We start from the raw sequence: 6,000 nt of genomic DNA, 5'->3' as shown, positions 1-6,000 counted from the left end.
GCGGCCACTGGCGCGACGCCGCGGGTCGATTCCCGCCAGGTTCGCCCGCTGGCCGAAGCGCCCGAGCGGCCACGGGTCGAGCGCAGCGTTACCATCGGCCGGCGCGGGTTGACCGCCGCCCTGCGCAATGCGGGGGTTGGCGCCAGCGACATGGCCGACATCACCCGCCTCTTGGCCGGGCTCAATCCCGGCGGCGGCGAGCGCGCCGAGCTGGTGCTGGGCCGCCGCGAGACCAAGGCGGTGCCGCGCCCGCTCGAACATCTCGCCCTGCGCGCCGCCTTCGATCTGAAGGTGGAGATCAACCGCAGCGACAGCGGCCTGGTGCTGAAGCGCATCCCGATCGCGGTCGATTCAACGCCGCTGCGCGTGTCGGCCGCCGTGGGCGGCAACCTCAGCCGCGCCTTGCGCAGTGCCGGCATCCCAGGCACCCAGGCCGCCGAGTTCATCAAGCAGATGCGACACGTCGTCGATTTCCAGCGCGGGCTCGGCAAGTCCGACCGGTTCGACATCATCATTGAACAGGATCGCGCCGAAACCGGCGAGGTGCGCCACGGCAAGCTGTTGTTTGGCGCCCTGTCGCGCCGCGGCAAGGACCCGGTGGAGATCGGCCGTTTTGAAGGCGAATATTATCTGGCCAGCGGCGAAGGCGTGAAGAGGGGCCTGATGCGCACGCCGGTTGATGGCGCGCGCATGTCGAGCGGCTTCGGCATGCGCCTGCACCCGGTGCTGGGCTATTCCCGCATGCACAAGGGCGTCGATTTCAACGCCAGTTCGGGTGATCCGATCATGGCGGCCGGCGGCGGCACGGTCAGCTTTGCCGGCTGGCACGGTGGCCACGGCAAATATGTGATGATCCGTCACAACAAGGATCTCGCCACCGCCTATGCCCACATGAGCCGCATCGACGTGAAGCCCGGCCAGCGCATCGCCCAGGGCCAGCGCATCGGCGCAGTCGGCTCCACCGGTCTCTCCACCGGCCCGCACCTGCATTACGAGATCTGGCTGCGTGGCCAGGCGGTCAACCCGGTCAGCCTGCGCTTCATCGGCGGTGCCGAGCTGTCGGGCCGCAGCCTCAACGAATTCCAGCGCCAGATGAACCGCTGGCGGGCGCTGCAAAGCACTGGCGCGGCGCCGCGCGCCACCACTGCCGACTGACATTTTTTGGCCATGCTGCTTTGCCAAGGAATCGCGGTGATGACTGCTGTGCGCCTGCTGCCCCTGCTCGCCTGCCTGCCGCTGCTGGCCGGCGCCACCCCGTTGCCGCGGCCGCAGCGCCCGGTCGCCAAGATCGTCTCCTCCGCCTTTGGTGACGAAGCCGCCCGCGATCGCGTGGGCGAAGCGGCCGACGTGATCCGCATTGCCGGCATCAAGCCGGGCCAGTCCGTCGCCGATATCGGCACCGGCGGCGGCTATTATGTGCTGCGTGTGGCACCAGTGGTGGGGCTGCAGGGCCGGGTCTATGCGCAGGATATTTCGGCCAACGCGCTCCACGCCGTGCGGATGCGGGTGCGGAAGGCCGGATATCGCAACGTGCGCTATGTCCAGGGCAGCCAGGCCAATGCCCGCCTTCCCGATGCGTCCGTGGATGTCGCCCTGATGATCCACATGTATCACGAGATCGAGCAGCCCTATCTGCTGCTCGACCGGTTGCGCCGCAGCCTGAAATCCGGCGGCCGCATCGCTGTGGTCGATCTCGACCGGCCGAGTCAGGAGCATGGCATGCCCAAGGCGCTATTGGTCTGCGAAGTGAAGGCGGTGGGCTATGAGCTGGTCACCATGGCCGACATCGCGCAGGGCTATGTCGCGGTGTTCCGGCCCGGCGTGCGACCCGATCCGGCCAGCGTGAAGGCCTGTCGCGCCTGAGGTTGGGCGTCTTGCCGCATTTGCGCGCGACGGCGGGCATGACAGGCCGGCAGCCATGACGAAAACCCCTGCCATCGTGCTCTTCTATGGCCTTGCCGGCCTGATCCCCTTCTTTGCCGCGCCCGTCGCCACTTTACTGGCGCCGGATTTCCGCTGGCAGTTCAACGAGGCGCTGCTGTGGTGGGCAGCGATCATCCTGTCCTTCCTGGGCGGCGCGCGCTGGGGTGCGGCGGTGCAGACCAGTCAGCCGGCTCCCGGCTTGATTGGCCTTGCCATGCTGCCCAGCATCATCGGCTGGCTGGTGCTGCTCGCCCCGGCCAAATATCGCGTGGCGCAGTTGCTGGCGCTGGCCGGCGCGCTGCTGCTGCACCTGGCGTGGGACTGGCGCGCTAATGGCCTGCCCGGCTGGTATGGCCGCCTGCGCCTCACGCTCACGGCCGGCGCCGTCACCGCGTTGGGCTGGCAGGCCGCGCTGCAGGGCTGAGTTGTCCGGTATTTGACAAGATCTACACCTCAGGCCAACGATACCGTTGATTTGATTGCTGATTTCAAAGATCGGGCTTTGGCGCGAACCGGATGAAGCGGCTGGTTCCCACCAGCCCGCAGCCTAACAGGGCCGGGCTGTGTAGGACAGTCAGGCGCTCCAGCGCGCGAAGATGGCGGTGGGCAACAGGAGCCCACGGGTTTCCTCGCGGATCGCCATATCGCCCACCTCGATCTGGCCACCGCGCGTCCCCAGCGCCTGGTCCAGCAGCGGATGCAGCGCCAGGGCGGACATGCGGATGGCATAGACGGTGAGCACGCAGAAGCGCGCATCATCGGCAAGCAATTGCCGGGCGAGATCGACCAGTTCGGGCAGGTCGCGCTCCAGTTGCCACACCTCGCCATCCGGGCCTCGACCATATTTGGGCGGATCGAAGATCAGGCCGTGATATTTCGCCCCGCGCCGCACCTCGCGGCGCAGGAATTTCAGCGCATCATCGATGATCCAGCGGACGGGGGCATCGGCCAGGCCGGACAGCGCGGCATTCTCGCGGGCCGCCGCCACGCTCTTCTTGCTGGCATCGACATGGGTGACCTGCGCGCCGGCGCGCGCCGCGATCAGGCTACCAACGCCAGTGTAGCCAAACATGTTCATCACCCGGTCGCTGGGCTTGATCCGGCTGGCCAGCCAATCAAACTGGCCGCCCATGTCAGGGAAAAAGCCCAAATGGCGGAACGGCGTGTTGTTGGCCCAGAAGCTGACCTCGCCACCCGGTGATGGGCGCTTCATTTCCCAACGGTCGGGCACATTGGGTTTGAGCTGCCAACGGCCACCGCCGTCCTCATCGCTGCCGCCGATGAATTCGCCATCGGCCTTCCAGTCGGCACTGGCCGGCGCCCACATCGCCTGCGGTTCCGGGCGGATGAAGCGGAAGCGGCCATAGCGTTCCAGCTTGCGGCCGTGGCCCGAATCCACCAGCCCGAAGTCGGTCCACGGCTCGGTGACGAGGGTGGCCAGAGGAGTGGTTGGCTCGGTCATGCCGCCGCCTTGTGGCGGCCGATCTCGGCGCGGGCCGGCGCCTGGGCCAGCATGGCAGTTCCGGCGGCACGGGCGGCATCGACGGTCACGGCCTCGATCCGCGCAACCAGTTCGGCGGGCGGCACGAAGCGGCGATGCACGGTCAGGCTGCGGCCGAGATAATCGGCAGCGCCCTGTGGGCCTTCCAGCGCCATTAGCAGGCTGGCAACGGCCTGGGCGCGGGCACGATTGAGCTCGGCCTGTTCCAGGCCGGCGGCGGTCTCGTGCAGCACCGCCATGATCAGGTCACGGGCGGCAGCGGCTTGCCTGGGATCGGTGGCGGCGTGGACGCTCATCAACCCGGCATCGGCATAGGGCGTCAGCGAAGCCGACACGGTGTAGGCCAGCCCGCGTTCCTCGCGCACCTGCTGGAACAGGCGCGAGGACATGCCGCCGCCGGCCGCCAGCGTGAACAACAGCGCGGCATCCTGGGAAGGATCATGGTGGCCGGGGGCGGCCCAGCCGGCGGTCAATTGCGCCTGTTCGATGCGCCGGCTGTCGTGATGGCGGCCAGGCTGGAAGCGCACCGGCTCGCCATCGGGGATGCCGCCGGGGCCAGGCGTGGCCGGAAAGGCGGCTTCGGCCAGACGGCAGAGGTCGCCGTGATCAACCTTGCCGGCGGCGACCAGTGTCAGGCGCTGCGGCGCATAATGATCAGCCTGCCAGCCCAACAGATCGTCGCGGGTGATGCGGGCGAGGCTGGCCTCGTCGCCCAGGATGGAGCGGCCCAGCGCCTGCTGTGGGAACGCCGCTTCCTGCAGATGGTCGAACACGATGTCATCGGGCGTGTCGCGGGCTTCGCCCAGTTCCTGCAGCACGACTTCCTTCTCGCGCACGATGTCATCGGGATCGAAGCGGGCGCCGGTGACGAGATCGGCGATCAGGTCCACCCCCAGCGGCAGGTCGCGCGCCAGCAGGCGGGCGTGGAACATGGTGGTGTCGCGGCTGGTCCAGGCGTTGAGCTGGCCGCCGACATCCTCCATCTCCTCGGCGATAGCGCGGGCGGAGCGGCGCTGCGTGCCCTTGAACACCATATGCTCGAACAGATGGGCAAGGCCGTTGAGTTCGGGCCGTTCGAAGCGCGAGCCGGTTTCCGCCGTGAGCGCGACGGCGGCGGTTTCGAGGCCGGGCAGCGCCCAGCTGGCCACCCTGAGCCCGCTATCGAGGAGCGTGATCTGCGGCTCGGTCATTTGGCCTTCGCGCGCTGGGCAACATAGGCTTCGATCGCCTGCAGATTGGCCGGCGCGATGTCATAACGTTCCGGACGCGTCATCAGGTCAGCAAGGCGCGCCGGCAGATCGGGGTGAACGCCGGTGGCGGCCGCAACCGCCGCCGGGAACTTGGCCGGGTGGGCAGTGGCGAGCGTGACCATCGGGGCGGTGCCACTGTCACGGCGGGCGGCCGCAAGACCGATGGCGGTGTGCGGATCGAGCAGTTCACCAGTGTTTGCGAGCGCCCAGCGCATGGTGTCAGCCATCTCGTCGGCGTCAACGCGGGCGGAGGTGAACAGGTCGGCCTTGGCCAGCCAGGCCTGCGGCAGTGCCAGTTTCTTCGTCGCCTCGAATTCGGCCATGGCGGCGGCCAGCGCGGCGGCGTCGCGGCCCGACAGGTCGAACAGCAGCCGCTCGAAATTGGAGGAGACCTGGATATCCATCGACGGCGCATCGGTGGGCGCGACGGTGCCGGCGCTGTAATCGCCGCTGGTCAGCGCGCGGTGCAGGATGTCGTTGCGATTGGTGGCGACCACCAGCCGTTCGATGGGCAGGCCCATTTGCGCCGCGACATAGCCAGCAAACACATCGCCGAAATTGCCGGTGGGCACCGCATAGGAAACCGCCCGGTGCGGCGCGCCCAGCGACAGCGCCGAGGTGAAATAATAGACGACCTGGAACAGCAGCCGCGCCCAGTTGATGCTGTTCACCGCCGCCAGCGGGAAGCGGGCCGCGAACGCCGCATCGTTGAACATCGCCTTCACAATGGCCTGGGCGTCGTCGAAATTGCCGTCGATGGCGATGTTGTGGATGTTCGCGTCCAGCACCGTGGTCATCTGCCGGCGCTGCACCTCGCTCACCCGGCCGTGCGGGTGGAGCATGCAGACTTCCACGCCGGACCGTCCCGCCAGCGCATCGATGGCCGCCGAGCCGGTGTCGCCCGAGGTGGCGCCGATTACGGTGATGTGCTGGCCCGACTGGCCCAGGAAGCGTTCGAACAGCAGGCCAAGCGACTGCAGTGCGACGTCCTTGAAGGCCAGTGTTGGCCCATGAAAGAGTTCGAGAAGAAAGTGACGGTGATCGAGCTGCTTCAGCGGCACCACCGCGGCATGGGCAAAGCGGCCATAGGCCCGGGTGAACACGTCGCGCAGCGCGGCTTCATCCAGCGCACCGGCCGTGAACGGCGCACAAACGCGCACCGCGACCTCGACATAAGAGCGGCCCGCCATCGCCGCGATCTCGGCTTCGCTGAAACGCGGCCAGGCTTCGGGCACATAGAGCCCGCCATCGCTGGCGAGGCCGGCCAGTGTGGCGGCCTGGAAGTCGAGGATCGGGGCGGCACCCCGTGTGGAGACATAGCGCATA

The 6,000-nt window shown here is 68.0% G+C and carries 6 protein-coding genes; 3 read left to right on the top strand and 3 right to left on the bottom strand.

From position 1 onward, the window contains the following. From GJ693_RS04495 to GJ693_RS04485, 3 genes are all read left to right on the top strand, one after another. On the top strand, positions 1-1,155 hold a 1,155-nt coding region (locus GJ693_RS04495; protein WP_156255133.1), incomplete at its 5' end, for a peptidoglycan DD-metalloendopeptidase family protein. A 39-nt stretch (positions 1,156-1,194) separates the two neighbouring features. Then, the gene (locus tag GJ693_RS04490; RefSeq protein WP_235902633.1) at positions 1,195-1,863 is read left to right on the top strand and encodes a class I SAM-dependent methyltransferase; all 669 of its coding nucleotides are present in this window, start codon (positions 1,195-1,197) and stop codon (positions 1,861-1,863) included. 55 nt (positions 1,864-1,918) lie between these two features. Beyond that, entirely contained in the window at positions 1,919-2,347 is a 429-nt protein-coding gene (locus GJ693_RS04485) for a DUF3429 domain-containing protein (RefSeq protein WP_156255131.1), read from the top strand. Between the two features lie 150 nt (positions 2,348-2,497). On the opposite strand, the gene GJ693_RS04480 is transcribed toward GJ693_RS04485, so the two are convergent. From GJ693_RS04480 to thrC, 3 genes are read right to left on the bottom strand one after another with little or no spacing between them, the layout of a single operon-like run. Further along, the gene (locus tag GJ693_RS04480; protein ID WP_156255130.1) at positions 2,498-3,385 is read right to left on the bottom strand and encodes a class I SAM-dependent methyltransferase; all 888 of its coding nucleotides are present in this window, start codon (positions 3,383-3,385) and stop codon (positions 2,498-2,500) included. Continuing rightward, positions 3,382-4,614 carry a M16 family metallopeptidase gene (locus tag GJ693_RS04475; RefSeq protein ID WP_156255129.1) on the bottom strand — a complete coding sequence of 411 codons (1,233 nt, stop codon included), beginning with the start codon at positions 4,612-4,614 and terminating at the stop codon, positions 3,382-3,384. Before GJ693_RS04475 ends, GJ693_RS04480 begins: the two co-directional genes overlap by 4 nt. After that, positions 4,611-5,999, bottom strand: a complete 1,389-nt coding sequence (thrC, locus tag GJ693_RS04470) for a threonine synthase (protein ID WP_156255128.1) — start codon at positions 5,997-5,999, stop codon at positions 4,611-4,613. The genes GJ693_RS04475 and thrC overlap by 4 nt, the downstream gene beginning before the upstream one ends. Position 6,000 lies beyond the last annotated feature (1 nt).

Origin of the sequence: Sandarakinorhabdus oryzae, assembly GCF_009733735.1 — a bacterium.
Taxonomy (GTDB): Bacteria; Pseudomonadota; Alphaproteobacteria; order Sphingomonadales; family Sphingomonadaceae; genus Sandarakinorhabdus; species Sandarakinorhabdus oryzae.
This window is presented reverse-complemented; position numbering and strand designations above follow the sequence as displayed.

Excerpts from the sequence above, each read along its gene's own strand:
- GJ693_RS04490 (WP_235902633.1), top strand. The coding sequence starts at position 1,195 with ATGACTGCTGTGCGCCTGCTGCCCCTGCTCGCCTGCCTGCCGCTGCTG.
- GJ693_RS04475 (WP_156255129.1), bottom strand. The coding sequence starts at position 4,614 with ATGACCGAGCCGCAGATCACGCTCCTCGATAGCGGGCTCAGGGTGGCC.
- thrC (WP_156255128.1), bottom strand. The coding sequence starts at position 5,999 with ATGCGCTATGTCTCCACACGGGGTGCCGCCCCGATCCTCGACTTCCAG.
- GJ693_RS04480 (WP_156255130.1), bottom strand. The coding sequence starts at position 3,385 with ATGACCGAGCCAACCACTCCTCTGGCCACCCTCGTCACCGAGCCGTGG.
- GJ693_RS04485 (WP_156255131.1), top strand. The coding sequence starts at position 1,919 with ATGACGAAAACCCCTGCCATCGTGCTCTTCTATGGCCTTGCCGGCCTG.